At 60.9% G+C, this 24,987-nt stretch carries 17 protein-coding genes; 1 reads left to right on the top strand and 16 read right to left on the bottom strand.

All coding sequences use genetic code 11. The annotated features are described in order from the left end of the window. Positions 1-447 precede the first annotated feature (447 nt). The gene (locus tag L6R21_22255; GenBank protein MCK6561931.1) at positions 448-2,091 is read left to right on the top strand and encodes a thiamine pyrophosphate-dependent enzyme; all 1,644 of its coding nucleotides are present in this window, start codon (positions 448-450) and stop codon (positions 2,089-2,091) included. A 60-nt stretch (positions 2,092-2,151) separates the two neighbouring features. On the opposite strand, the gene L6R21_22250 is transcribed toward L6R21_22255, so the two are convergent. From L6R21_22250 to L6R21_22175, 16 genes are all read right to left on the bottom strand, one after another. Beyond that, positions 2,152-2,742: a T9SS type A sorting domain-containing protein gene (locus L6R21_22250; protein ID MCK6561930.1), complete on the bottom strand. Its 591-nt coding sequence runs from the start codon at positions 2,740-2,742 to the stop codon at positions 2,152-2,154. 111 nt (positions 2,743-2,853) lie between these two features. Then, complete coding sequence (locus L6R21_22245; GenBank protein MCK6561929.1) at positions 2,854-4,158, bottom strand: phytase; 1,305 nt, start codon at positions 4,156-4,158, stop codon at positions 2,854-2,856. An 80-nt stretch (positions 4,159-4,238) separates the two neighbouring features. Beyond that, positions 4,239-6,173, bottom strand: a complete 1,935-nt coding sequence (locus L6R21_22240) for a right-handed parallel beta-helix repeat-containing protein (protein MCK6561928.1) — start codon at positions 6,171-6,173, stop codon at positions 4,239-4,241. Between the two features lie 124 nt (positions 6,174-6,297). Next, entirely contained in the window at positions 6,298-6,657 is a 360-nt protein-coding gene (locus L6R21_22235) for a hypothetical protein (protein ID MCK6561927.1), read from the bottom strand. Positions 6,658-6,710: 53 nt separating this feature from the next. After that, positions 6,711-9,122, bottom strand: coding sequence for a hypothetical protein (locus L6R21_22230; GenBank protein MCK6561926.1), 2,412 nt, complete (start codon positions 9,120-9,122; stop codon positions 6,711-6,713). Between the two features lie 434 nt (positions 9,123-9,556). After that, positions 9,557-10,723: a glycosyltransferase family 2 protein gene (locus L6R21_22225; GenBank protein MCK6561925.1), complete on the bottom strand. Its 1,167-nt coding sequence runs from the start codon at positions 10,721-10,723 to the stop codon at positions 9,557-9,559. A gap of 81 nt (positions 10,724-10,804) precedes the next feature. After that, entirely contained in the window at positions 10,805-11,518 is a 714-nt protein-coding gene (locus L6R21_22220) for a polysaccharide export protein (GenBank protein MCK6561924.1), read from the bottom strand. Further along, positions 11,515-12,255, bottom strand: a complete 741-nt coding sequence (locus L6R21_22215; GenBank protein ID MCK6561923.1) for a polysaccharide deacetylase family protein — start codon at positions 12,253-12,255, stop codon at positions 11,515-11,517. Before L6R21_22215 ends, L6R21_22220 begins: the two co-directional genes overlap by 4 nt. Before the next feature lie 188 nt (positions 12,256-12,443). Further along, entirely contained in the window at positions 12,444-13,595 is a 1,152-nt protein-coding gene (locus tag L6R21_22210) for a glycosyltransferase (protein ID MCK6561922.1), read from the bottom strand. A 99-nt stretch (positions 13,596-13,694) separates the two neighbouring features. Continuing rightward, positions 13,695-14,975, bottom strand: a complete 1,281-nt coding sequence (locus tag L6R21_22205) for a glycosyltransferase (protein ID MCK6561921.1) — start codon at positions 14,973-14,975, stop codon at positions 13,695-13,697. 22 nt (positions 14,976-14,997) lie between these two features. Next, positions 14,998-16,488 (bottom strand): oligosaccharide flippase family protein, encoded by a 1,491-nt coding sequence (locus L6R21_22200; protein ID MCK6561920.1) that lies wholly within the window; start codon positions 16,486-16,488, stop codon positions 14,998-15,000. Between the two features lie 9 nt (positions 16,489-16,497). Beyond that, positions 16,498-17,643 (bottom strand): glycosyltransferase, encoded by a 1,146-nt coding sequence (locus L6R21_22195; GenBank protein ID MCK6561919.1) that lies wholly within the window; start codon positions 17,641-17,643, stop codon positions 16,498-16,500. After that, positions 17,643-19,154: an O-antigen ligase family protein gene (locus L6R21_22190; GenBank protein MCK6561918.1), complete on the bottom strand. Its 1,512-nt coding sequence runs from the start codon at positions 19,152-19,154 to the stop codon at positions 17,643-17,645. Before L6R21_22190 ends, L6R21_22195 begins: the two co-directional genes overlap by 1 nt. Continuing rightward, entirely contained in the window at positions 19,151-21,358 is a 2,208-nt protein-coding gene (locus tag L6R21_22185) for a polysaccharide biosynthesis tyrosine autokinase (GenBank protein ID MCK6561917.1), read from the bottom strand. The genes L6R21_22190 and L6R21_22185 overlap by 4 nt, the downstream gene beginning before the upstream one ends. A gap of 72 nt (positions 21,359-21,430) precedes the next feature. Further along, positions 21,431-22,384, bottom strand: coding sequence for a sigma 54-interacting transcriptional regulator (locus L6R21_22180; protein MCK6561916.1), 954 nt, complete (start codon positions 22,382-22,384; stop codon positions 21,431-21,433). A 216-nt stretch (positions 22,385-22,600) separates the two neighbouring features. After that, positions 22,601-24,637 (bottom strand): glycosyltransferase family 39 protein, encoded by a 2,037-nt coding sequence (locus L6R21_22175; protein ID MCK6561915.1) that lies wholly within the window; start codon positions 24,635-24,637, stop codon positions 22,601-22,603. Positions 24,638-24,987: the final 350 nt, after the last annotated feature.

The raw sequence follows: 24,987 nt of genomic DNA, 5'->3' as shown, positions 1-24,987 counted from the left end.
CCGTGGCGGCGGAGTGTTCAACGCCCCGGCGCTGTGTCCCGCCTTGCACCAACCCTCTTTCCCTGCACCATTTCCCGTCTTGCTTCTTTGGGAAAATTTGATTAGTTGTCATCGCCGTAGTGGTTTTGCAAGGACACATTTGGTCTTGGAACAAAAAGTACGCGAAACACACGAAAGACACGAAAGAATCATTGGTGTGTCTCGTGTTTCGCAGGTGAATTTGACCAGGCAGAATTGGCAGTGCCGGATTCATTTCTGCGGCAGTAAGATCTTTGAACGTCGACAGAAGTCAATGAGTGTGCTTGTTTTCCATTCGCACTAATCTCTGCTCATTCGCAGTTGTCCCTTACTTGGTTGCCGGTTGCCGATGTTGGGGAAGATCCTGAACGAGCTGCTGCAACCGGCCCGAGCGGCAGGGCGGTGAAAACCTCTTTCCCGGAGCCTCTCATGTCTCCTCTCAATGCGGGCGTGCTGGTCGCCCAAGTTCTCAAGCAGGCTGGCGTCAAAAATCTCTTCACCCTGTGCGGCGGCCACATTGCCCCGATCTATCTCGCAGCCGCCAAGCTGGGCATTCGCGTGATCGACACGCGCCATGAGCAGGCGGCGGCGCATGCCGCGGATGGCTGGGCCAGGCAAACGCGCACGCTCGGCGTGGCAGTGGTCACTGCCGGACCGGGCGCCACCGATGCCATCACCGGAGTGGCCAATGCCTTCTTCGCCAACAGTCCGGTGCTCGTGCTGGCCGGCGCGGCGCCGGTGAAAGAGTCGGATCGCGGCGCCCTGCAGGAGATGAATCAGCTCGAGCTGTTCAAGCCCATCACCAAATGGGCGCGCCGCGTGACCGATCCCGAGCGCGTCGGCGAATACGTCGCGGCGGCCGTGCGCCAGGCGTTCGCCGGACTGCCCGGCCCGGTTTATCTCGAACTGCCGGTGGATGTTTTGCTCGCGCCGGTGAAACCGGAAGACCTGCAGCGTTCGCATGCCCTGTTCAGCTCCGAGCCGGCCGCCGCGGGCAGCGACGGCATCATGATCGCCGCGAGTTTGCTCAACGGTGCGCATGCGCCGGTGATCCTCGGCGGCAGCAATCTCTGGTGGGATGAGGCGCAGGAATACCTCGAAAAATTCGCCGGCAAGCTCAATGCGCCGGTTTTCCTCAACGGACTGGCGCGCGGCTGCCTCGCGCCCACACACCCGCTGTTCTTCCAACATGCCCGCAAAGAGGCCTTCAAAAAAGCGGATGCCATCGTCGTGATCGGCACGCCGCTCGACTTCCGCCTGGGCTACGGCAGGTTCAATCCCAAAGCTAAAGTTGTCTTGATCGACAAAACTGACGCGCTTTTCGGCCAAAACCGGCCGCATGACGTCGGCTTGGCCGGCAGTCTCGACATTGTGCTGCAGCAGTTGACCGAGGCCATTCACCTGGTGGCGCTGCGGCAGGAGTGGTTCGATCACCTGCGGCACGTCGAGCAAAGCGAGCAAGCGGGCCTCGAAAAGATGATGCAAAGCGAGGCGCTGCCGATGAATCACTATCGCCTGCTCGCCGAAGTGGTGAAGGCCGTGGATGAAAATACCATCGTGGTGGGCGATGGCGGCGATTTTGTGGCGTGCGCCTCGCGCGTGGTGCCGGTGCTGCAGCCGGGAAATTGGATGGACCCCGGGCCTTTCGGCTGCCTCGGCGTCGGACCCTCGTTTGCACTGGCCGCGAAGCTGGCAAAGCCCGATCACAAAGTGCTCATCCTGCACGGCGACGGCAGCTTCGGCCTCAACGGCATGGAATTCGACACCGCCATTCGCCACCATCTGCCGATTGTCTCGCTCATCGGCAATGATGCCGGATGGGGACAAATTCGCAATCCGCAGGTGGCCTTATTGGGGGAGCAAGCCTCGGTTGCCACGGATCTCGCCGAGACGCATTATGAGAAAGTGGTGGAGGCGCTGGGAGGGTACGGTGAGTGGGTGGAAAAACCCGAAGACGTGGTGCCGGCGCTGCGGCGGGCATTTTCCGCCGGCGTGGCCGCGTGCATCAACGTGCGGATTGATCCCACCACGTTGCGGGGCACGGTTGACTTAATGCGCGGTTTGAGCATTTGAGCGCCGGCCGGCCGGCCGCGCCCCAGCGAGAATTTGCTCTCATCCCGATGGCTGTTGGCCTCAGCGCCAGAACAGCGCCTTTCCCGCCTGGCTGACATTTCCCGCCCGCAGGCGATAGTAGTACACTCCGCCCGCCACCGGCTGGCCGGCATCATCTCGTCCATTCCAATACACACGATGATTGCCGCTGTTCCTGTTTTCCTCGAGCAATGTGCGAACGCGCTGGCCGAGCAGATTGAAGATGGCAAGCTCGACCCGCGCCGGCTGTGGCAGAAAGAAGACGATCGCAGTAGAAAAGCGAAAGGGGTTGGGGTAATTCGGGGCCAGTTCGAAGGTACGCCGTGAACGCGGACTGGCGATCGCCCGCACTTCCGCCGAAGGCTCACTCTGATTGCCGCGATCATCCACCGCGATCAATCTGTAATAGTAGACTTTTCCCGGAATCACATTGAGATCTGCGAAGCTGGAATCCGACTTCGCCACCCAAGCGAAGGCGTTGGCGGTGCCGGGGATGGTGTCGCGACAAACGAGGTAGCAACACAGATCGCTTTCCAGGTTTGGCGTCCAATGGAGTTGAACGGCGGCTTGTGGCAGGGCGGCTTGCGGGACGGCGCAGAGGGACAAGGCCAGCAGTACGCGTCGAAAAGTCATGCAATAGTGAGGTTGCAATTCCGATTATGATTCAGCCTCCGGGTTGGCAGGAGGATTGGTCAGCGAAAATATAAGAATCCCGGCGGGAATTGCAAGCGATTGCTCAAGCTGTCACTTTTGCAGCAGCATGGCCTGATGCTGCACGGCATTGCCGACGGTCAATCGCGCGAAGTAGGCGCCTGAGGCAACGACTCGGCCCGCGGCATCGCGGCCATTCCAGACGGCGCGATACTCGCCCGGCGGTTGGGTGGCGTTGACCAGGCGCGCGACCTGCCGGCCTTGCGCGTCATAAACCTCGAGCCGCACCGGCGCAAATGTCTCGACGCGATAGCAGAGCGTGGTGGCGGGATTGAAGGGGTTGGGATAGTTCGTCAGAATTTGTGCCTGCGACGGCGCCGCCGTGCTGCGCTCTTCGACCGCGGTGCGCGGTGAAGCAACCCGCGTGGTGAGTTTCATCGCTGCGGCGATATTGGCCCAGTCATAAACGTGCACGGCTTTGTCGGAGTGCACCGCGTAGAATGATCCGCTGGGCAGGCCGGGCAGTGCTGCTTGCGTCAAGGTCGTACCGTCGGTGCCCTTGGTTTCGCCGGAAAAACTGCCCAGTGAAGTCAACGTGCGACGGTCGAACACTTCAAACTCAGTCGGGCTGGCGTTTTGATCTGCGATAATGATATAACCGTTGCCGCCGCCTAAATCATACAACACCATGCCCTCCGGATCGATGACGAACAAGCCCTTGCCGAAGCGTTGCTGCAGGTTCCCCTTCATGTCATAAACCATCACGTCGCTGGCCTCGCCTTCATCGCAGAGCAAGACGCGCTGGTGCACCGGGTCGATCAAGATGGATTCCAAAACGCCGGCAGTGCTGAAAAAGAAATCGAGCTTGCCGGCCAGGCTCTCACCGCTGGCGGCAATGCTGTAAACGTAGACGCGATCCGGCGCCGTGCCGGTCTCGGTGATCCACGCCTGCAACTGGCTGCCCTTCCAATACAGCGCGATGCCGTACGGCTCCTCCAGATCATTGGCGCCAAAGTGCCCCAGGAATTTCTGCGCCGGCAGGGAAAACATCGAAACGCGATGGTTGTCGCGCTCGACCACGAACAGAACATCACTGGCAGTGTTGTTGACGCGAATGCTGTAGCCGACCGCAATGCCGTTGGGATAGCTCAACTGGCCGGCGCCGGTGCCGCCGCCGGCCAAGCGCCCCAGAAATTTTCCCTTGAGAGGATTGTGTTGCAGGACGGTGTTCTTGGATTTGTCCGTGGTGAACAGAATGGTTTCCGCCGGATTGGGCGCCACCCAAAGCGCCACGGAGTCCAACACTCCGTTGCCGTCCGCGGGACGGTCCATTTCGCGATACAGCGCGACACTGGCGGCGCTGATCGCCAGCAAGGCAGCGAGAAATAGGTTCGGCATGGTGGTTTCGCAAAGTTGGCTGTTGAGTGTGAAGTAAAGAAACTCGCGGCGCAGGTGAAGCAAAGCAAACCGGTTCGGCTTCACGGCACCAGGGTCATGCGCCGGACCTCCGTCCATTTCACGACGCCGCGCTGGCTCACGAGCATGCGGCAGAGATACGTTCCCGCGGCCATCGCCTCGCCGTTGTCGCCACGGCCGTCCCACGCGAGGAGATGCCGGCCGGCGGGCGTGAGCGTGTCGGTGAGCGTGCTCACTTTTTGGCCGAGCAGATTGTAGATGGAGATATTCACTTCCGCAGTTTCACTCAGATCAAATGCGATCCGTGTGCCGGCCTCCTTCCCGCTGGCTCCCGCGGTGGCGGCAAAGGGATTTGGGAAGTTTTGATGCAAGGCAAAGGTCGCCGGCGGGCCCAGGGCGATCGTCACTTCGCCGGAGTAGCGCGCCTGGCCGTCATGGTCGATTTGCTTGAGGCGATAAGCGTATTCACCACGATCGGCGGTGGCATCCACGAACTCATACTCACCGGTTGCAGCGGCCGGATGCGCTGCCGCGATGAAGGCGAGCTTGGTGTAATCGCCGGAGCTTGTTCTGCGCTCCAACTCGAACCCGAGCAGATTCTGCTCCGACGCGGTGCGCCAGCGCAGGCGGGCGCCGGTCGGCGCGGGTTCCACCGAGAAGGCCATCAACACCACGGGCGTGGCCGCGCCCAGCTCAAACGCGCCCAAATCCGGTTTTGCGCCGGCATACGGCAGGCCGAGGTCGATGCCGGCATCGCGCGCGGGACTCGAGGTTTGCAGCTCGAAATTGGCCTGCGCCGCATTCTTGAAGCGCGGATCGCTGCCGCTGACGTCGCCGGTGCCCTGCCAATCCTTGGCCTCGGCATTGAACCAGCCGTTGTGATCGACCTGGCCGGAGAACGGCCCGGCGATTGAAACCGCGCCGCTTTGGTGAATGAGATTGTTGCGCACCACTGCGCCGCTCAAACCATTGCCCTCGATGCGAAATGAGCTGGCGGACACGTTGGAAAGCGTGTTGTGCAGAATCTCGACGTTGGCGACGTCGTCAAACTTGATGGCGTAATACTGCCGGATGTTGTACAGCACGTTGCGCAGCAGCCGGATGTTCGTCTGCGATTTGCCGCCCTCGCCGCGGAATTCCATGCCGCGCTGGCTGTCGTGAATGAAGTTGTTCGAGGCAGTGATGTTGCGGCAGCCCTTCTGCGTGACCCAGGCCTTGTTTTCGAAACCATACATCTCATTGGCCTCCACCACGCAGCCGTCAACGCCCTTGAAGTCGAGTGCATTTTCGCTGTTGCTGCCGAGTGTGGTGTAGAAGAGGTTGCCGGAAATGGTGATGTCTTTGGAGTAGTTGGCGATCTCGGTTTTGTCATCGGCATAGAGTTGAATGCCGTCGCCGCCGCAGTTGTAGATGGTGTTGTTGAGGATGCGCCAGCGCCGGGCGCCGGGATTCAGCACGATGCCGTGGGCATCGCTGCCCGCCTGCCAGACGAAGTCGCGAATCACGCAGTTTTCGATGGTCACGTCACTGCTGCTGCCTCCGCCTTCGATGCCGTCGCGCTTGCCGTTGCGCAGCTCACAATTGCGCAGCGTGATGAAACTGCCGCTGATCTTGATGGCATCGGAAGCATCGCCCTGATGATCGAATACCAAATCGCGGATCAGCCAGTAGGACTTGCTAGCGCTCAGCATCGTGCCGGCCGTGGCAATCACCGGCTTCTCGCCGGGATAGCCGCGCAGGACGAGGCGCTGGCTGGCGGTGCCGCTCACCGGCAGCGTAATCGCTTCGTTGTAGGTGCCGCCGCGCACCAACAGCGTATCGCCCGGCTGCATGCCCGCCAGTTTGGCATTGATGCTCTCGCCCGGTTTTACGATGCGCGTGGCCGACCACAAACTCGTGTGCGCCAGCACTGCCAAGACGCCGGCGAGAACAACGCCGGTCCACGGCCGCAAGCGCAGCGGCAGGTGCAGGAAAAACTTCCTGTTCTTCCCAAACATGTCATCTCCTCGCGTGATTCAAATGAACGGGACAGTCGCGGCCTCGGCATGGGCTTGCCCGCAACGCCGCAACGGCGTGCCCGCGCGTGTTGTCCCGCGGTGTGCTGCGCCGAGGGCCCGCCGGTCAGCGGAACAGCGTCCGCATCACCGGCGAATGCAGTTGATTGCACAGAGGATTCAAGAGTTTCACCAGCTTTTCTTCCTCAAGTGCAAGCTGCAATTCGCTGGCATAGGGCATGGGATGGAGGGCGATGTAGAGATTGCCTTTCGGCTCGGAATGCGCAATCCAGGAACGATAGGCGTAGTGGTAACGTCCGATCCGGCCGTCGGCAAAACTGCGGGAAAGGCCCAGGTACAACAGCTCTTCACTGTCGATCATCAACCCGGTGCCGGTGAGAATCGCATAAATGCCGCCTTCCGCCGGCGGCACCCACTCATCGAAGGAATAAGGCCCGTAGAAATGACGGCCTCCGATATTCAACATGGTTTACTCCAGTCCTGAGTAAAATGGATCATTCGAATGACGCCGGTGAGGCACTACTGCGTAACTTCGTATTGCGCGGCCCCACCGGGATTGTCCTTGAAATTCAACACGCCACCGGCGCTGGATTTGACGTTGAGATAGACCGCGCCGTTCTTTTTGATCTTGAGCAGGGTGTCGGGCGTCACACCGGTGATGATCAGCGTGATCGGCCGCGCGGCTTGCACCTCGAAATTCGCGCTGCTCTGCATGCCGGGCTGTTTGTTGAAAAGCACCAGGCGCTGGCCTTCCACCAGCACGCCCGAGCAAGTGGCGGATTCGATTTTTTCCACCGGCGCCATGGCGCTCAGCGTGCGTGAATCGCCGATCTGCATCACAGTTAAGAATTCATTCTCCGGCGAACGGATCTCGAACCGGTAACTGCCCACCCAGTAAGCGCCCCAATCGACATATGGCCCGCGGGATTGCAACGGCCGCCAGTCGGCATCGACAAACCAGTTGCCGGGCCCGCCGATTTTCAGGATTTCCTTCTGCGCCGGCAACAGCGATTTCACCAGCATCTTGCCGTGCGCCACGTCGAAGTTGTTGGTCACGGTGATCTCATCGCCCGCAATCGCCGGCTCGAAAGCCGTATGCAGCAGGAAGCGCTTTTCCAATCCTGATTTCACCAGATCGTGCACGATGACAAACTCGCGGTTCTCCGGCCCGCGCAGATAGACGAAGCGGCGGTTGGCAAATCCCGCCTTGCTGCGTTTGGCGTTGGTGTAGGCGGGAGAATAGTCGTAGTCGATGAAATCGAAATCGCTGCCGCTTTCCAGGGCAACGATCTTGCCCACCACGCTGTTGCCGCCCGGCTGGAAGGATTCATCGCGCCAGTCGTCCGCGGTGCGGTCTTCACGAAAGCCAAAGTTCATGAAGTTGAAGCCGGTGTCGCTTTTTTCCTCGGGATGATACAGCCCGAGAATGTTGTGAAAGATCGGCTGGCGGAAGCTTTTGCCGCGCGGCATGTCTTTGTAGTTCTTGCCGTTGCCGGAATCGAGCGCGAGACTGCCGTGCTTGTAGATGGTGAAGCTCGACAGATCGAGATGGGCGTGCGGGGCATACCAATATTGCGGTGCCCAAAAAACGAGGTGCGTGGACTGCTCCGGATCGAACGAAGACTTCATCACCACCTGGCCCAAGCCGAGCTGGCAGGTGAGCGGCAGGTTGAGGGCTTGGGGCGGCAGCGGCGTCACGCTTTCGCTGTCCCAAATGAACTTGAAGAAGAGATAATGAAAGCGCGGATCGCTGAAGCCGCCGCGCCGCGTGCCTTCCTCGCCCGAACGAATCAAACCCGAGGCGGTGATCAGCCATTTGGCCAAGCCGGCCATGCGGGGATCGGCCTCGGCAAGCGCGCCCGCGGAAATTGCCGCCAAGCCGCCGAAATCATCCGCTTTTTGCAAACTGTTGGTATCGTGACGCGAGAGGTAGTAGCTGCCCTGCAGCTTGAGCGGCAGAATGTTATAAAAAATGTAAAGCACGTTGTAGCGCAAAAACTCGGTGTTCAGAAACAAGTTCTGTCCGAGCGCGCTGGCTGCCGCGCCGGTGAGAAAGCTGATGTTGGTCAGCCCCATGAGATAGTAGCTCGCGCCTTCACTCCAGCCCGGCCCTTGAAAGATTTTATCGCCGGACGTCAGCGTGCGCTCGAGAAAGACGGCGTTGAAGAACTGCAGCATCTCGTCGCTCTTGGCATTGAAGTCCGGGCCGAGATCATCACCCCACAACGCCAGCGCGCCGGCGCTGCCGTGATGAATGTAGCCGGTCACCTGATTCGACAGTTTCTGATAAGCGCCGGGATTGGCATCCTTGTCGCGGATTTCATAGAGCCGGATCAAGCCCTCGGCCAGGCTGCGCTTCTCTTCCGGCGTCAGCAGGGGAAAGGTCCAATCATAAGCCACGGCCAGGGCCAGATTGTGATAGCCGCCTTCCGGGCTTTGCAGAATCGAAGAGACATGCTTGTCGCCGCGCATGCTGGATTTGGCGAGCATGGCCAGGGCGATTGCCTGGCGGCCGTATTGCTCGCGCGTGTGGCCAAACGTGAACTCCGGCAACTGGCCGGGATCGATCAAATAGAGAAACGCATAGTTCTTGATGTCAATGAACAGGCTGCCGCCTTCCTTCTTTTCCATTGCTTCGTTGAAGTTGGCGTCCATCACCTGCACGAACGTCTGGAAGCTGCTGCGATGCACCGTTTTCAAGCGCTGCCGCAATTTGGGCAGGTCTTCGGCCGTGAGGTAAAGCCGCGGATGCACCTTGCGGCCCAGCGGGCTGTTGGGCGGCGGCGTGTAGCGCGTCAGCGTGGACTGCTGCGGCGCCGGCTGATTGCGCTTTTCGTCAGCGGCGTCGCTCTTGCATGCCAGCGCGCCGGCAATCAGCACGGGCGCGAGCGCTTTCGCCAACCCCTGGAAAAAGTGATGATAGCGAGACACAGCCAAACTTCTTTCTGTGATGTCAACGGTCAAATGTTAAAGTTTGTTTTCAAAGCGGCAGACGACCGCGGTTAGCTCATCTTGGGCAAAAACAATGCCCGGAGCGGAGAACAAAAGCAGGGCAGAGGGGTTTTCCAGGCAGGAACCGGAACCAGAATCAAATCAGAGACTTTGGCGGCGAGAAGCATGGCCATTCGGTGCGCCGGAGCAAGTCATAAGCTGCCTCGCACTGGTACGGCATTACAACCTGGTAATTCGCGGGTGAAATCAGTCGAGCGCGGCGCAACAAGTGCTGAACTCCTGAAATCGGCGGCCAGGGGAGTTCTCTGGCACCGGGAATCGACCACGAATGCAACCTCAGTTGCCCGCGCGCGCACAGCATGGGAGTGAGGGCCGCGAGCGAAAATGGTGCCGGCCGAGTGAGCAATGAAGCGCTACACCCGCCGCCACAGGATCGACTGTTTCCTCAAAATGAAGCGCACGAAGCCGAAAACCGCAGCCACGTTACCCATTAGGAAATAGAACGGCATGTACAGATAGCTGATGCGCAGGCCGAAGAATTCCTGCAAATAGCCGAGCACGCCGATCAGATAGAACGCCGCCTGCAACTCGAGCATGAAGCGGTAGAGCGGCGCCTCCGCCAGCAGGCAGGCGACCGGCAGCAGCAGAATGAAAGCCGGACTGATGGTGCGCAGCACCTTGTGCGAGATGAACTGCAGAGCCACGCGGCCGCGCCGCGGGTTGAGCAGGCTGCGCAGCACGTAGATCATCTGAAAATTGCCGACGTTGATGCGGATACGGCGCTGGAATTCGCCGTTGAGATTGGTGGATTCGCGCTCGATCACCACCGCGTCCGGCTCGTAGAGCACGCGATAGCCCTGGCGGATGATCTGCATCGGCACGATGAAATCGTCATTGATGGCTTTTTGATCCAGCGGCAGGAAGAGCGCGCGGCGAAAGGCATAAAGCGCGCCGTGCGCGCCGATCACGGAGTGGACCTGGCTTTCATACTTCTTGAGAAAAGTCTCATACTGCCAGTAAAGCCGCTCGGTCATGCTGCGCAGAGAGTCATCTTCCGTCTCGAACATGTACACGCCGGAGACGCAACCCACCTGGGGATTGCCGAAATGCCGCACGAGCTTTTTGAGCGCATCGGGCTGCAGCAGGCCGGAGGCATCGGAGAGCGCGATGATTTCGCCGGGCAGCGTGGGAATGGTCTGGTTCAACACCGTGGTCTTGCCCTGGCGTTTGGGCAGGGGAATGTATTGAATCTCGTTTTCACCGTAGCTGGCGAGCATGTCATTGGTTTGATCGGTCGAGCCGTCCGAAACCACGGTGATGCGCAGACGGTCTTTGGGATAATCGAGATTGAGCGTATTCTCGACCTTTTGCCGGATGACGCTCTGCTCATTGTGCGCCGGAATCAGAAAGCTGACGAACGGCCAGTCCTGGTGATTGGTGTCCGGCGCGGCCGCCGGCGCGGGCTGCTGTCGCAAGCGGCGCAGCTTCGCCAGGAGATACATCAACAGGGGGTAGCCCAGATACGTGTAGCCCAGCATGCCAATGCACAGCCAGACCACGGCTTGCCAGAACAGAGCCATAGACGGTACCAGAATATGTTGTTTGCCAAAGCACTTTCATATCCCGGCCACCGTCCGTTTGGCAGCCGCAGCGTCCGCGCGCTAGAAGACTGAGTTGATGAAGCCGGTGATCACGCCGATGTAGAACAGCGGTTGCAGCGGCCGCAGCACTTTGTCCAAAAAGTAGCCGACTTTCGAGAGGTTATCGGGCGGCACGACGATGATGTCACCGTCCGCCAGCGCCAGGTCGCGCTCCAATTCCCCCTTCTTGGTGATCTTGTTCAAATCGACTTTGATGATGGCGGGTTTGCTGGCCGTCGAGCTGCTGCGAATGAGCTTGATCTTGGCGCGACTCGCCCGGACGGTGGGCGTGCCGGCCAGCGTCAGGGCATCCATGATCGACATGTTCTTGCTCAGCACGTATTGCCCCGGCTGGCCCACTTCGCCGAGCACGAACACTCGCCGGGCTTGATAGGAGGCGATCACCACGGTCACTTCCACATCGATGATGTATTCGCTCAGCAGCCGGGTCATCTCGGCGTCGATTTCGTCGGCGGTCTTGTTTTCGACGAACACACTGCCGACGAGATCGAAGGAGATGCGGCCGTCCGGGCCGACAGGTTCGGCGCGCGCAAAGCTCTCCTGGCGCAGGGCAGCAGGCCCGGCGCTGATTTGCAGCACATCGCCCGGCCCGACGCGATACGCCGCTTTGTTCAACGGCTCGGCCATTTGCGCTTCCGGGGCGGCAGTTTGGGCGAAAGCGCCGGCAGCCGCCGCGGAGAGCACCAGAACAAGAAAAAGGAGGTGTCGTTTCATGGTTGGTCCCTTTCAGCTAGGGATGAGGTTTTTAGGTGGTGCAGCTTGCTCCAGAGGCGGTGATAGTTGTGATTGCCCAGGAAGCGCTTGCCGAATCTACCCGCGAAATAGCGGCTGCGTTGTTTGAGCACGTGCCAGCCCTCGCCGCGCACGATGTTTTCGAATTCCTGCCGGGAAGTGGCAGCGGTGATGACCCAGCGCGGCACCAACGCCAGCGCTGCGTTTTTCTTCGGAGGCCGGCCCGGAATCGAGGTGAAGATCTGCCGATAGCCGCTGGCAGCCGCAAAGCGCAAAGTGGCGCGATCATAGCGGCCGCCAGGCAGGGACATGCTCACCACTTCCCGGCCGAGCAAGTCTTCCAGAATTTTCTTGGGCATCAAAATCTCGTCATGCAGCGCAGCGGGCGTCAGGCCCTCCAAAAACCGATGAGAATGGGAATGGCTGCCGATGTGAATGCCCGCCTGCGCCAGGGCACGAATCTCTGCCGCGTGCAGCATCCCCGCTTGTCCGATGGCCGCGGTCGTGACGAAGCAGGTTGCTGCCAGCCGGAGCTGCTGCAGTTTCTCCGCCCAGTCCAGCAGGCTGCGGTAGCCGTCATCGAAGGTGAGATGTGCCGGCCGGCGCCATTGCGCCAGAAGTTCGAGATGCGCCTGGAACTCTGACGCGGCAACGTCATAGGCCGGTTGCCATTCACGAAATGCTACTTTTCCCCGGCCTGCCGATATGTTATGATACATCAAAACCATGCTGGATACGGACAGCTATTCAGTAAATTTACCGGCCTGGTCGGCTAGCTTCGCGCGTTTGTCGCGAACTTGTGACGCTTGGGCGTGATTCCTTCCCGCTGCAGCCCGCCTGCACCGCGATGGCAATCGACGGCATGAGCAGGATTGGCAGGATCAAGTGCGGCGCCGGGACTGTAGCTTCATCGACGCCGTGCCGCCACCGCCTCGACATAGAGTTGTTCCACGTTGCGAATCATGGCCGCTTCGGTGAAATGTTGCTGCACGAATTTCTGCGCGGCTTGCACTCGTGATTGCGCCGCGGTGCGATCGCGCAAAGTCTCCAGAAGCGCTGCCGCGAGGGCATTCACCTCGCCGGCCGGCACCAACAAGCCATGGCGCGGCTCTGGAATAATTTCCGGATTACCGCCGACCGCCGTGGCCACCACCGGCACGCCGACGGCCATGGCCTCCAAAATCGCCATGGAAATTCCCTCGGTTTGCGAAGGCAGGCAGAACGCCGCCAGCAGAGGCAACAGCTCATGCGCCTGGTTGCGCTGCCCGGCGAAGACAACCTGCTCGCGCAATCCCAACCTTGCCGCCTCCTGCTGCAATCGTTCCGACTCCGGCCCTGCGCCCACCAGCAACAAGCCGGCTTGGGGAAATTCCTGCAGCACGATCGCCATCGCCTGCAGCAGCAGCGGAAAGTTCTTGCGCGGTTCCAGCCGGCCCACCGCGCCAATCAGGTGGCTGAAGCGCTCGAGGCCAAGCTCGCGCACCAGCTCCGTTTGGCGCGGCTGGTTGCGGGTGAGCGGCAGGCGCAGGCCGTTGTGAATGGTAACAACTTTTTCCGCGGGCAGCCGGCACTCGCGCAGCAATCGGCCGCGCAGTTGTTCTGAAACCGCAATGATGCGGCTGGTGTGCGGCGCCAGCAAGCGCTCGATGCGGCGGCGCAGCCGGTCATCAACGGTAAAAGTCGAATGCTCGTGCGAAATGCGCACCGGCACACCGGCCAGCAGACTCGCCAATCGGCCCCACAAGTTGGCGGTGAAAACATGAGAATGAACGACTGCAACGCGGTGGGTGCGCAGGAGCTGCTGCAAACGGCCGAGCAGCCCCAGGTCGATGCCGGCTTTTTTGTGCAAAGCCACCACCGGAATGCGGCGTGCCTCCAGTTCCGCGGCCAGCACGCCCTGGTGCCGCAGACAACATACCAGCGGCGAGAATCTCCCGCGATTCAAACCGGAAACGAGATTGACCAGCACTTTCTCAGCCCCGCCTTGATCCAGGTCTTCGATGAGGTGCAGGACGCTGAGAGGCAAAGAAGAGGAGGTTTTTGTTCTCGAGTTTGCCATGAACATTTCGGCCGGCGACCGCGCCGACCCGCATATTCCACAAGATTCGCCGGCGCGACATATCGTAGGACCGGTTCCAAGAATGGAGGCAGCAGACCACTAGGTCACCGGCGGTGCCTGCGCGACACGGCGCGGCCGGTGGTTGCGCTCGTGCTGCAATCTTTCCATGAAAAGCTCGACCACGCGCCGGGAGTTGATGCGCTCGTCGAACAATTGTCGTACGCGCTGCTGGCCGGCGGCCGCCAAATTGCGCCGCAGCTCCGCGTCTCGAAAGAGACGGGTCAGCGCGGCAGCCGCGGCGGTGGGATCGTCGGCGGCAACGATCAAGCCGGTGCGGCCGGGTTCGATCAATTCGCCGATCGCATTCAGCGGCGTGGCGATCACCGCCACGGCGCTGGCCAGCGCTTCGATGTAAACGTTGGGAATGCCCCAATGCAGATAAGGCCGCGGCAGCAGGATGAAAACATCCGCCCAGCGCCGCAGCGAACGCAGCGCTTCCTGCGAAAGATAGCCGGGGAGCGTGACCTCCTGCTCCAGTCCGCGGCTGCGAATCAGGGCTTGCAGCCGCGCCTTCTCCGGACCTTCTCCCACGATCCGGCATTGCAAGGGCACGCCTTCCCGTTTCAACACCGCGCAAGCTTCGATGAGCGTATCGAAGCCCTTGGTGCGGTAGAAGGTGCCGATGGAAAGGATGCGCAGAAATTCCGCCGGGGCGTCTTTGTTCTGGGCATCTTCGCGAAATGCGGCGAGATCGTGGCCGTGATAGACGAGTTTGATGTCCCCGCCCTTTTCCGGCGCGAGCTGGGTGAGATGCACCTGGTTGTAGGCGGTGCAGGTCATCACGAAATCGGTGGCGCGCAGCTTGTTGACCAGCAGGGTGTCGTCTTCGTAGATGTCATGCGCATGCGCGGAAAAGCTGTAGCGCAAGCCGGTCAGGCGGTGAATGATCCACGCTGCCGTTGCCGGAAACGTTGCCCAAAAGCCATGCACCAGGGTGACCCCACGGCGCTGCGCGAGGCGGGCGTAGCAGACCGACTGGGGAAAGAGCAGCAGGTTCTTCAGCAATGTTTTGGGCCGTTGGCGGCTGTCCCAGCACAGCCGCAACAGCGTGCGGACATAACGCGCCGGATGGCGCGCCATAAAGTAAAGCTGGGCCAGCCACAACTCCCAGGACAGCAGGAAGGGTCGGTGAATGACATGGGGCATCAGCGCTTCGGCTTGCGGATGGCGCACGCGTTGCCGTGATTTTTTGATCGAGTAAATGTCGAACACCAAGCCGGCGGCCGCCACCGCCGTCATCTCACGCAGAATGAACGTTTCATCGAAACAGGGAAACTGGGAGAGCAGAAAGGCGATTCGCTGCTTGCTGGTGCTGGTCATTGCATTCACCGAAAACGCTGGCTCAGCCGCGCCGCAACAGCTCGAGGCGCCGGCGCACGTACGTTTTGAGATTCTCGCGAAAGACGGCATCGATGGTCACCACCACCGCGAAGTAAACAATAGCGCCCACCGCGGTTTCCGCCATGAGATCGACCAACGGCGTCGAGATATGCACGCTGGCCACCGCCAGATACATGAGGGCACCCGCAGTTAGATATTTGCCCACCGCCACCCAGGGCACCTGCAGCCCGAGGAAGCGCTTGGTGTAGAGGGTCACCACGACCGCCATGAAGAGATAACTCACCAGTTTGGCGATGGCCGCGCCGAGAATCTCGAGCCGCGGAATGAGCAGCCAGTTGGCGAGCAGGTTCACCAGCATCGCGCCGGTGAGGATGCCGACCAGCCGCCGGGTTTTCTTCTGGATGTAGTGGCTGGCGGCGAGAATGGGCAGAGCGCCGTTGATCATCAGGCCGACGATGGTCCACGGAATGATGGCGCTGCCGGCGACGAATTTTTCCGAGGCCACCACGCGGATGAAGTTGTTGCCGACCGCGGCGCAGCCGAAAATCAGCGGGGCGGCGAACAGCGCATAAGTGCGCAATGCGCTCTGCAAAAACTTGCGGGTCTCTTCCTTGCCTTTTTTGGCCCAGGTTTGCATGTACACCGGCATGATGGCGCTGGCAAACGGCAGCACCACGATGTCTTTGAGATAATCGGCCAGATTGTAGGAGGCGCTGTACAGGCCCACCGCGGTGGCGTCGAGGAAAAAGTGAATCAGGTAGCGGTCGATGTAAGCCAGCAGCATGGAAAAGAACTCGAAGCCGATGAGCGGGAAACCGTAGACCAGTGCCTGCCAAAACACTGTGGCGGAAAAATCCCGCCAGTGCAGCGGCGTCTTGCGCAAGCGCAACGCCAGCAGGGTCGAAAACGCCAGACTCATGGCGAACAACTGCGCGCTGTAGAAGCCGCTGAGCGTGCGCGCAATGAAGAACAGCGTGCCCAAGATCGCGGCGAGCGTGACATATTTCGCGATCACGCGATAGCCGTTGAAGAGAATGGTCTGCTGTTCCGCGCGCAGGAAGGCGAGCAGCAGGCTTTCGCCGGCGCGCAAAAAGATCAAGCCGCTGCTCAGCAACAGCAGGCTGGGCAAAACGCTTTCGCCGAACCAGAACTCCGAAAAGCTCGTGGTCGCCACGATCCACAACGCGGTGAAGGCCGCCGCCGCCGCCAGGCCGCCGAGCAGCAGCGAGGAGATGAAGGTCTGCACGCTGTGCGGCTGCTTGTGCTCGGCATATTCATCATAGTAGCGGACAACGCTGTTTTGCAGGCCGCATTTGGCGCATGCCACCAGCACGAGCAGTGCATTCGAGATGAGATTCATCAGGCCGTATTCGTGTACGGCGAAGATGCGGGTGGTGACCGGAAACGACACCAGAGTCGAGAGCAGAATGAGAATCTCACCGATGGAGTAGTGGGAGGAGTGGCGTAGAAATCGTCCTAATGAATGGGTCATGTAATCGAATCAAACCTTCACACGCAAAAGATCATGGTAAAGCCGGGCATGGTTGTCCGCCATGACCTCGACACTGAAACATTCCTGTACGCGTGCGCGCGCCGCCTCGCCCATCCTGGCCCGCAGCGCGGGAGAGTCCAACAGCGTGAGCAACGCCTGTTGCAGCTCCGTGACCTGGGCCGGCGCCACCAACAAGCCGGTGATCCCGTCCGCCACCTGTTCGGTGCTCCCGCCCACGCGCGTGGCAATGACCGGCAAACCGGCGGCCATCGCCTCCAATATCGCATTTGAAAAGCCTTCGGACAGCGAAGGCGAAACCAAAACATCCAGAGTGTGCAACACCTCGTCGATGTCGCGGCGCGGTCCCAGGAACCGCACGCGGCCGCTGAGGCCGGAGGCCGCCACCAAGCCCTGCAGTTCGCGCAATTGTCCGGCTTGCGCTTCCTGGCCGCACAGCACGAGCAGAGCGTCGGGGAAACGGCCGGCGATGAGCGCAAAGGCCTGCAACAAATACCGGTGCCCCTTGGCGGCGCGGAAGTTGGCGATGACGCCGATGACGAGCGCCTGCGGCGGCAAGCCCAGCTCGCGGCGCTTGGCGGTCCGGTCGGCGGCGCCGGCGATGCGGTCGGCGTCAATACCGTTGTAGAGCAGGGAAATCGCCTCCGCCTGCCTGCCGGAACGGCGCGCCACGGCAGCGCGCACTGCGCGAGAATTGGCCGTGACGGTGGTGGCGAGGTGGCGGTCGATCCAATCGTTCAGCCGGACGATGTGCACGCCGTCGAACCCGCCGAGGTCGCGATGGCTGGTGATGATCACCGGCACGCCGGCGAGTTTGCCCAACAGCGCACCCAGCACGTTGCCGGTTGCCAAAAACGCGTGCAGAATTCGCGGGCGAATGTGGCGCAGGCAGCGGTACAACCTGCCGGCGGCCGCGACCGCGCCGGGCTGCACCCAATTCGCCTGCCCGATCACGTTCACGCTGATGCCGGCGTGTTGCAGGCGCTCGCGCAAGACCTGGTCGACTTGCGAGAGCACGATCACATGCGGCTGGAATTGCCGGCGGTCGAGGTGCAGCGCCAGCTCCACGACTTGCAGCGGGGTGCCGCCGTGTGTGAGCTTATCGGTCAAATAGACAATTGCAACCGGTGCGGCCATTATCTGCGATCGGGCAACAAGGAAGCCGAGGCGTGACGGCCGGCAGCCGCCTCGGTCACCGGTAGGAGAACCGGCGCACCGGCGGGCGACCGCTGCGCCAGCCGCCGCCGGCGCAGATAGACATAAGCATAGGTGAGGGACACCAGAACCCAATGCAGTCCCACCAACTCCTCCCGAACAAAGCGGGAGCCGAAAATGTTGACCACGACAATGCCAAGTATGCTTGCCATGCCGCCCAGCATCCAGCCGCGCATGAATCCGTCGGCCGTGGTGCGATAGATGCGTTGCATCGTTGCAAACGGCACGAACAGAATCAGCAGGAAGCTGAGCAACCCGAACACGCCCATCTCCGCGCCCACGCGCAAGAACATGTTGTGGGCATCCATGTTGCGCTCGATGTTGGCGTAGGCCGGAATCGCCATGCTGAACGTGTTGTAGCCGGTGCCGGTGACCGGATGGCTCTCGATGATGCGTACCGCGCCGCGCCAGATGCGCCAGCGCAAGGCGGAACTGGTCTCGAGATTGCGTTCCGACTCGTACGGCGCCGGCACCCGGCCGCCGACCGACTCGTTGGCGGTCTGCAATTGCGTGCTTTCCATGCGCTCCTGCACCGTCCCCGGCGCCCAGAGCTGATAGAACATCACGGCCAGCACCAGCGGCGGAATCATCCAGCGGTGGCGCACCAGCGCGATGAACGCCAGCACCACCAGCATGCCGAGATAAGCACCGCGCGAGAGCAGCAGCAGCAAACAAATCATCGCCAGGCCGAACAGACCGAGCAGGAGAACACGCCGCTCGAGGCGCGTTTGGCTCAAGCCAATGGTGAGCGCCAGCACCGGGTAGTAGACGAAGAAGGCGGCCAAATCATTTTCACCGCCGAAGCCGAACGGCCCGCCGATGCGGTTTTCCTCGGAGATTTGCGCCCACCCCAGCGCAACGAGATCCTTGACGGTCCACAAGGTCACCACGCCGCACATCACCACCGCCGTGGTCACCAGCCGTTTGAGGGCCGGGCGGCTGAAGCCGGCATTGGCGATCGGGAAAAAGAGCAGCATGGGGCTGAGCCAGCGCTTGAGCGGGTTGAACTGCTCTGCCATGTAAGCGCTGCCTGCCGCGTTCGCGGTTTTCAAGAGCGCAGCCAAACACAGCAGACAGAACAGCAGCAGCGCCAGATTCATCACGCTGCCGTGCAGCAGGCGCCGGCGCTGCAACATGGCGTTGACGAACCAGGTGCCGAACATCACCGCTGCCAGGGCATTGAACGGATTGAAGGTCTGCAAAGCCTGATAGCTGTAGGGCAGGGAGGACTGCAGCGGCAGGAGCACGATCAGCCCGTGCACCAGTACTTCGTAATGCACCAGGCCCAGCACGGCGAGGATGCCGCCGAGCACCAGGCCGGCAGCAATGCCCGCGGAAAACTGCGCCACCAGCAAGGCCACGAGCACAGAAGCGAGCACCACCACCATCGGATAGTACCGGCTGAGCTGATCTTGTCGTTGCCGCGCGCTCATGATGCGCTCGTTCCTGCCCTTTCCGGCAGCAGTGCGCGACGGCCCAGCAGATAAGAAGGTTGATAGCGATCCGGGCCGTACTGTTCTTCCAGGCGCAGACGGTTGAGCACGACGCCGAGCGCCTGGGCCTTGGCGCGGCGCAGCAGGGTCACCGCCTGCCTTGCCGCTTCCATCGGCGTTCGGCCGGATTCCAGCGTGAGCAGAATCAAATCGACATCGGAGACCAGCAGCAGCGGATCGGAAACCGGGATGATCGGCGGCGCATCGATGATGATGACATCATACTGCTCGCGCAAGGAGACGAACAGTGACTGCATCTTGGAGCTGATCGACAGCTTTTGGAAAGTGACCTGGCGTGTGCCGGTGGTGATGAAGTCCAGCGCCGAGCCGTTCAGCGTCACGCTGTTGCGCATGTTTTCCGGCCGGATCTCGCCGGCCAGCCAGTTCGACAAACCGGCATCGTGCTGCACCCCCAGGCGCAGGTGCATGGTGGGATGATGCAAGTCGGTATCGAGCAGCAGCGTGCGTTTGCCGAAGAGCGTGTAGCTCGCCGCCAGGTTGGCGGCAATGGTGGATTTGCCTTCGCCCACGCCCGGGCTGGTCACCATCACGATCTGGCCGTTTTTGCATTCTGCCAGCGCCAAATCCGTGTTGACGCGCAGGGCGCGGAAATTCTCGGCGAGCTCCGAGCCGGGCTCCTCCAGCAGCACCAGCTTGTCGGCGAGATTGGTGCTGGTGCTGCGCGAAGTGCTGGCATCCACGACGTAGCCCAGCACCGACAAGCCCAGCTTCTTTTCGATTTCCTCCGGCGTCTTCACCGAACGGTCGATGGCCTCGCGCAAGTAGGCCAGGCCCACCCCCAAAATCACGCTGATGATCGCGCCCATGATCATCTTGAAGGGCCGTCGCCGCGGCACCGGTTTCAGCGGCCGCTGCGCCGGTTCGATGATGCTGACGTTGAGCGCCTTCTCCGCTTCCAGGCTTTGGATCTTCTCATTGGTGCGCAGCATGGCCTGATGCGCATCCTGCGCCACGATCACTTCGCGCTGCAGCTTCAGCAGTTCCTGTTGCTCTTCCGGCGGCTGTTCGAAAACGCGATTGCGATACTCGTTCGCCAGTTTTTGCAGGGTTGCGATTTTGCTGACCAGGTTGTTGTATTCCACCTCCGCCAGCAGGTTTTCGACGTAGAGATCATGCCAGATGATGGCGGGGTCGGTGGGTTTGATCGAATCCGGGGTGGAAGAGGCGCTGGCGAAGCCGCGCAGCTCATGAATCGTCGCGTCAACGTCGCGCTTCAAGCTTTGCACTTTGGGATGCTTGTCGGTGTAGAGCACGGATTGCGCCAGCATCTGGCTTTGCAGGTTGAGCAGCCGGCGTTTCAGCTCTTCGATGCGGGGAATCTGGGATTCCATGGTGGCCAGCGCCGGTGCCTTTTCCTTGAGCTGGGCGATTTGCTGTTCGAGCGTGCGCCGCCGTTCGGCGAGCAGTTCGCGCTGGCTGATGAGATCCACGATCTGATTTTCGAAGGCTTCGATGCGCTCGCTGATGCGGTCGGATTCACGTGTCTTGGTGGCAATGCCGCGCGCGCGCTGGTATCCGGCCAGCCGCTCCTCGGCTTCCACCACGCGCTGGTAAGTCTGGCGCAACCGGTCGCTGTAGAAGGCATGCAGGGCATCGATGCGCTGCTGAATCGTCTCGAGATGCTGCCGGCGAAATTCCTCGCCGATGGTCCGCACCAGTTGGTAGGCCTCTTCCGGATTGCCGGATTCGATAGTGACGCGAATGACATTGCCGCCACGATGATCGGTTTGCATGTGATCCAGCAGATAGATCATTGCCTCGCGGTGCGCCTTGGCAATCGCAGTGGAATCGCCGTTGGCTTTTTTGAGCTTGGCGGCCCCGGCGGAATTCGGCACGTTTTGCGCGACGGCGCGGGTGACGCGATCGACGAAGCTCTGGCTGGTGAGAATGTCCATGTAGTTTCCGACGGTCAGGTCGGGGCTGACGTCGATGTCCGAGCTCAACAGGCTGGTGACGGCATCATCTGTGACCGACAGGGCAATGGACGCATTGTACTGCGGCTTGCTCAACAACAGCAGCGCCAGCAGCGGAAGCACCAGCGCCGCCATGGCCAACAGCACCGTCTTGCGGTGCTTGTAGATGATGTGCCAGTGCTCCCTTAATTGGAGTTTGTCGAAATCCATTCTATCTGCCTCCTTGCGTGGAGAAGCTGCCAAGAGCGCTGCCGGCATGAAGCAGCGCCCGTAATCGGAGATTTAGACGAATTGAGGTTGGTGCGCCTGAATGCGGCTCGCGTTGCTTGCGGGCGAGGCCGCCGGCGGCAGAAGTTTGTCGCCCGGCAGGTTGCCGTTGCCCCCAGCGCCTGCCCCCTCTGCCAAGTCCGGTGCCACCACCGGATTTTCCACCGTCCCCCATTTGATTTTGTCAATGACCCGGATCTTGGGCGAGCGTTGCCACAAGGATTGCCAAACCACCCGTTGGCATTCACGAATATTGCCGGGCCAGTCATATTCTTGCAGCGCGGCCAGCGCCGGCGCGCTGAAGGTGGCCGCCGGCTCATTCAAGCGCGCGGCGTAGCGCGTCGCGAAATGGCGCACGAAGTGCGGAATGTCTTCCTTGCGCTCGCGCAACGGCGGCAACACGTGTGCGGTGATGGTTAGGCGGTAAAACAAATCCCGGCGAAAATTGCCGGCCGCCACTTCCTGTTCCACAATCTTGCGCGAGGAGGCGAGCACCCGCAGAGCCAACCGTCTGGTTTCGCGTGTCAGCGGGTGGACCACGCTCTTCTCCTGCAGCAGCCGGATCAGTCGCTGTTGCAGCGCGGGCGAGCTGGCTTCGACATGTTTCAAAAACAGCGTTACCGCCGCCTCGGCAGCCTGATTGCCGGCGGGGCTGTGAGCCATGCCTGCGGTGGCATCGGCGGCAGTGAAGAGCGCCAACTCCAATTCTTCTTCCGTCGCCACCGCACAGGGAATGACGGTGAAGTGCGTGTGGCGAAACCTGCCGGCGCTGTGGATGACGCGTGCCAGTACTTCTTTGCCGGTGCCGGCTTCGCCGCTCAACAAGAGTGGTATTTGGCTGTCCACGCTTCGGACTATGCGCTTGTAGATCTGGTTTAGCGAAGGATGGAGGGAAAGCAGCATGAAGGAGCGCGCCAAATCGTTGGCGTTCGTGCCGAGCGCAGCGAGGGGCGCCGGCGTGCTGGGCACGGGTGTTTGCCGCCCCAACACACGTGCAACCAGACTCCCCTTAACGGCTCCAGTTCTTCGGTCAAGATTTCGCAGCATAGTCCTGAACTTTCATGCAAGAAGCCTGGCGACTCCCCGCCATCACAGGGAACGAACTGAGGTGAAGGGCGCAGCGCAGCACTTCGGGCGGTGCCTCCGCGCAAACGGCCACTTTGATGTCAATTGGTTACCGGCATTCTAGTGCAATTGCGTACCTGCACAGGGCTGCCCGGCGGATTGGGTGAGTTGCTCTTGCGCGTAGGCCGGGCGGCAGGAGGGCGGCGCAAACAGGTAGACCAGCGACTTGGCATCCCGGCCTTGAAAAACCACGTGCTGCGGCCGGGTGCGCAGGAAATCCATGATTTCGGAGGAGATGTGTAGTTCGGCTTCGGTGTAAGGCGAGGCGGTAATGATCCAAATGCGCCGTCCCGAGTATTCGGTGATCACGCGCTCCAGTTCGGCGAGATTCGAAACCACCTGCGTGCCGGTGTAGATGTCGAAATAGTTTCCGCTGAGGCGGTAGGTTTGCGGCACGAAGGCGTCGGAACGCAGCCAGAAATCAATGTGACCGAGGTAGTGACTTTGCGCCAGCCAATCCATCGCAATGATGACGTCACCCTCCTGCTTGCTGCGCCGCACGAATTCTCCCGCATGCGCGTGATCCGGCATGAGGCGAAAATGCGAGCCGGGCGCGGAACGGGGATCGACCGGGCTGCCATAGGTGCGCGCCAGCACCTCGACCAGGCGCGGCGGATAGATCTGCTCGCTGACTGCGACAAACGCAAGCGCCGCCAGCATGCCGGAGAGCGCAGCCTGCCAGCGTGCCGCTGTGGTCCAGATCCCGCGCACATGGGTGAATATGCCCCAAAAAACGCACGCATGGATCAAAACGAACAGCGGATTCAGATGGAAATTCAAGCGATATTCCACCCAGTTGGTCTTGATGTAGCCGGTGGCAAGCATCGGCACGACAAACGCCAGGCAGACAAAGTATGCGGTGGCCGTGCCGTTCGGCATACGATTGATATGAAACAACCAAAGCAGCCCAGCGAGGACCAGCAGCGACATCTTGGGGAAGGTGTAAAGGAAACCCACGAAATAAAGTTTGGGCAAGCCGAGCTGCAGTTTGAGCAGCGCGCGCAGCCGCTCTGCCGCTCCGGTTATGCCGCCCTCCAGTCCCAAGCGCCAGTCATGTATCATCCAAAAACCGAACATGACGGCGATCAGCGTGAGCGCCAGTTTCACCTCCGGCTCGCGCAGGCCGTGCAGCCCCTTGCCGGTGAAGAACAAGTAGATGGCGATGAGCAGCAGCGCCAGGGTCAAATGCTGGCCATAAGCGGCAAGGAAGGCGGCTACCGGCAGCAACCAACTCCCGGAAAAAATCACCTTCGCCTCGATGTGCCGCGTCTTCGCCAAAATGACCAACAAGAGCAGCAGCAGCGCCATCGGCCACAAATCCAGGAACACCTGGCGCGGCAGCAGGCCGTAGAATTTGTCCAGGAACGAGCTGACCAGGTTGGTGGGATACAAAACCTCCTGCTGGCCGTGCAGCTTGCCGGGAATGGCAAAGCCGTATTGCACCAGGGAAAAATGCAATCCGGCCAATGCCATCAGCGCCAGCGCCGCGCCAAACAGCCGCCGCCGGGTGAGCTGCGGCCAGCCCGCACGAATGCCCAGCGCGAAGTAGACCAGCGCCAGGGTCAATCCCAACTCGTGGAAAAGGATTGCGATTGCCGCGCACACCAAACTGGCACGATACCAGAACCGCTCACCTTCCACCACGCCGCGATACATGGCATAGAGCGTGAGCAGGAACACAAAGGCAAAGCCGGAGTACATCCGCGCATGTCGCGCAAACTCGAAATCCCAATAGGAAAAGGTCAGAAGGAAGGCGGCGAGCAAACCGGCCTGGATCGAGAACAGGCGCTTGCCCAGCAGGTAGACGAGCACGATCGTGCCGCTGCTGAACAGGACGCTGGGCAGGCGCAACGCCCACTCATTCACGCCCCAAATCAGTGAAGACAAGGCGCACAGGTAGAGCGTGGGCAGGCCGCGAAAGTAGATCATGCCCGAAGGAAACTGCGGGTAGCCGTGCTCCAGGATGCCCTGCACCGCCAGGGCAGTGATGGATTCGTCTCCCCAAAAGTTGAGATGCCCAAGATTGATCAAGCGCAGAGCCATGCCTGCGCCCACCATCAGAGCCACCAAAGATTCCGCAGCATTCGGCTTGCGCATGAATGAATCGGATTACAGGTGAGCAGAGCGTTGTCATCCTGCAGCAACGCAGTAGTTGGCGCCGCCACCCTACCCCCTGGCTTGCCACGTTGGGTGGCGGTACGGATGCCGTAAGAATACCGGCCAGCACCGCCGATTGGCGAAGAGCGTGCCAGGATTCTTGCGGCGCTGTAATTTCCTTACGCCGCGCCGCGCTCCGGCAACCGGCAGATTGTTAAGCAAAATTTGTTTGCCTGAGGCGCAAGAAATGGATAACGTGCGGCGCTGCCACGCTTGCCGGCTGCAACCACTGCCGGTCGGCGTGGCGCCGGCGAACGGCGAACCGGCAGGTGAATGACGAATGCTGCGCG

The sequence above is a fragment of the bacterium genome, from assembly GCA_023150945.1.
Lineage (GTDB): Bacteria > Zhuqueibacterota > Zhuqueibacteria > Zhuqueibacterales > Zhuqueibacteraceae > Coneutiohabitans.
The sequence above is the reverse complement of the archived record's forward strand: the minus strand, read 5'-3'. Positions and strand labels throughout refer to the sequence as shown.

What these genes read in the sequence shown, in the direction of transcription:
- L6R21_22255 (MCK6561931.1), top strand. Translation starts at nt 448, where the DNA reads ATGTCTCCTCTCAATGCGGGCGTGCTGGTCGCCCAAGTTCTCAAGCAG.
- L6R21_22250 (MCK6561930.1), bottom strand. Translation starts at nt 2,742, where the DNA reads ATGACTTTTCGACGCGTACTGCTGGCCTTGTCCCTCTGCGCCGTCCCG.
- L6R21_22245 (MCK6561929.1), bottom strand. Translation starts at nt 4,158, where the DNA reads ATGCCGAACCTATTTCTCGCTGCCTTGCTGGCGATCAGCGCCGCCAGT.
- L6R21_22240 (MCK6561928.1), bottom strand. Translation starts at nt 6,173, where the DNA reads ATGTTTGGGAAGAACAGGAAGTTTTTCCTGCACCTGCCGCTGCGCTTG.
- L6R21_22235 (MCK6561927.1), bottom strand. Translation starts at nt 6,657, where the DNA reads ATGTTGAATATCGGAGGCCGTCATTTCTACGGGCCTTATTCCTTCGAT.
- L6R21_22225 (MCK6561925.1), bottom strand. Translation starts at nt 10,723, where the DNA reads ATGGCTCTGTTCTGGCAAGCCGTGGTCTGGCTGTGCATTGGCATGCTG.
- L6R21_22220 (MCK6561924.1), bottom strand. Translation starts at nt 11,518, where the DNA reads ATGAAACGACACCTCCTTTTTCTTGTTCTGGTGCTCTCCGCGGCGGCT.
- L6R21_22215 (MCK6561923.1), bottom strand. Translation starts at nt 12,255, where the DNA reads ATGTATCATAACATATCGGCAGGCCGGGGAAAAGTAGCATTTCGTGAA.
- L6R21_22210 (MCK6561922.1), bottom strand. Translation starts at nt 13,595, where the DNA reads ATGGCAAACTCGAGAACAAAAACCTCCTCTTCTTTGCCTCTCAGCGTC.
- L6R21_22205 (MCK6561921.1), bottom strand. Translation starts at nt 14,975, where the DNA reads ATGACCAGCACCAGCAAGCAGCGAATCGCCTTTCTGCTCTCCCAGTTT.
- L6R21_22200 (MCK6561920.1), bottom strand. Translation starts at nt 16,488, where the DNA reads ATGACCCATTCATTAGGACGATTTCTACGCCACTCCTCCCACTACTCC.
- L6R21_22195 (MCK6561919.1), bottom strand. Translation starts at nt 17,643, where the DNA reads ATGGCCGCACCGGTTGCAATTGTCTATTTGACCGATAAGCTCACACAC.
- L6R21_22190 (MCK6561918.1), bottom strand. Translation starts at nt 19,154, where the DNA reads ATGAGCGCGCGGCAACGACAAGATCAGCTCAGCCGGTACTATCCGATG.
- L6R21_22185 (MCK6561917.1), bottom strand. Translation starts at nt 21,358, where the DNA reads ATGGATTTCGACAAACTCCAATTAAGGGAGCACTGGCACATCATCTAC.
- L6R21_22175 (MCK6561915.1), bottom strand. Translation starts at nt 24,637, where the DNA reads ATGCGCAAGCCGAATGCTGCGGAATCTTTGGTGGCTCTGATGGTGGGC.